This window comes from Micromonospora sp. KC606 (genome assembly GCF_004348675.1).
Lineage (GTDB): Bacteria > Actinomycetota > Actinomycetes > Mycobacteriales > Micromonosporaceae > Micromonospora.
Map to the genome: position 1 here is coordinate 1 of NZ_SMKN01000396.1, position 1,709 is coordinate 1,709.

The window sequence follows — 1,709 nt, forward strand, 5'->3', positions numbered from 1 at the left end:
CCCGCGCACCCCCCGCCCGGTCACCCTCAACGTCTGGGAGGCCGTCTACTTCGACCACGACCTCGGCCGGCTCACCGCCCTGGCTGACCGGGCCGCCGAGGTGGGCGTGGAACGATTCGTGCTCGACGACGGCTGGTTCCGCGGCCGGCGGCACGACCAGGCCGGCCTCGGGGACTGGTACGTCGACGAGGAGGTGTGGCCGGACGGGCTCCAGCCGCTGATCGACCACGTCCGGGGGCACGGGATGCAGTTCGGGCTCTGGGTCGAGCCGGAGATGGTCAACCCCGACTCCGACCTGTTCCGCGCTCACCCGGACTGGGTGCTCCAGGCGCCGGGACGGTTGCCGCCCCCGTGGCGGTTCCAGCAGGTGCTCGACCTGGCCCATCCCGACGCGTACGACCATCTGCTCGACCAGCTCGACGGCCTGCTGTCGCAGCACGACGGCATCGCGTACCTCAAGTGGGACCACAACCGGGACCTCACCGAGGCCGGGCACGGCGGCCGGCCCGGAGTGCACGCGCAGACCGTGGCCGTCTACCGGCTGCTGGACGAGCTGCGCCGTCGGCATCCCGGGGTGGAGATCGAGAGTTGCTCCTCCGGTGGGGCACGGATCGACCTGGAGATCCTGCGCCGCACCGACCGGGTCTGGGCCAGCGACTGCAACGACGCCCTGGAACGGCTGTCGATCCAGCGGTGGACCGGTCTGCTGCTGCCGCCGGAGCTGGTCGGCACCCACATCGGTCCCGAACGCTCGCACACCACCCACCGGGTCCACGACCTGGGTTTCCGGGCGGTCACCGCGCTCTTCGGCCACCACGGCATCGAGTGGGACATCAGCGGGATCACCGCCGCCGAGCGGGCCGAACTGGCTGCCTGGGTGGCGCTGCACAGGCGGCTGCGTCCGCTGCTGCACGGCGGCCGGGTGGTCCGGGTCGACCACCCGGACCCGGCGGTGCAGGCGCACGGCGTGGTCGCCCACGACCGTTCCCACGCCGTGTACGCGGTGTCCCGCCTGGCCACCTCCGCCGCGCAGGTCCCCGGTGTGGTCCGGCTGCCCGGCCTCGCGCCGGCCCGCCGGTACCGGGTACGTCCGCCGGCCGGGGTGCCGGCGCCGGCGGTGATCCAGCACGCCCCGCCGGTCTGGCTGGCCTCGGACGACGGTGTGACGCTCGGCGGGGCCGTGCTCGGCTCGGTGGGGCTCCAGATGCCCGCGCTGCACCCCGAGCAGGCGCTGCTGCTGGAGGCCACCGCGATCGACTGAGCCGGGGCGTACCGAACGGGAGGTGGCCGGGTCCGTGCGGACCCGGCCACCGGTGGATCAGCTCGCGGTGCAGGTCACCGCGGGGACGGGGTTGTTGCCGCTGGAGCTGCCGATGAAGCCGAAGTTGGTGCTGGCGCCGGCGCCGAGCCGGCCGTTGTAGGAGAGGTTGCGGGCGGTCACCGCCGACCCGCTGCGGGTCACCTCGGCGTTCCATGCCTGGCTGATGGACTGGCCGTTGGCGAAGGTCCAACGCACCGTCCAGCCGTTGATGGCCGCGTTGCCGGCGGTCACCTTGACCTCGCCCTGGAAGCCGCCCGACCACGAGTTGACGACGGTGTAGGTGGCGGTGCAACCGCCCGGTGCCGGCGTGCTGGGCGCGGGCGTGCTGGGCGCGGGCGTGCTGGGCGCGGGCGTGCTGGGCGCCGGGGAGCTGGGGGCCGGGCTGGTC

The 1,709-nt window shown here is 74.0% G+C and carries 2 protein-coding genes; one reads left to right on the forward strand and one right to left on the reverse strand.

From position 1 onward, the window contains the following. Positions 1-1,261, forward strand: a 1,261-nt coding sequence (locus E1193_RS31320) for an alpha-galactosidase (RefSeq protein WP_132186728.1), incomplete at its 5' end; no start/stop codon positions are given. 57 nt (positions 1,262-1,318) lie between these two features. Here E1193_RS31320 and E1193_RS31325 read toward each other — a convergent pair. Then, positions 1,319-1,709: cellulose binding domain-containing protein (locus E1193_RS31325; protein ID WP_207922950.1), on the reverse strand; the 391-nt coding region annotated here is incomplete at its 5' end.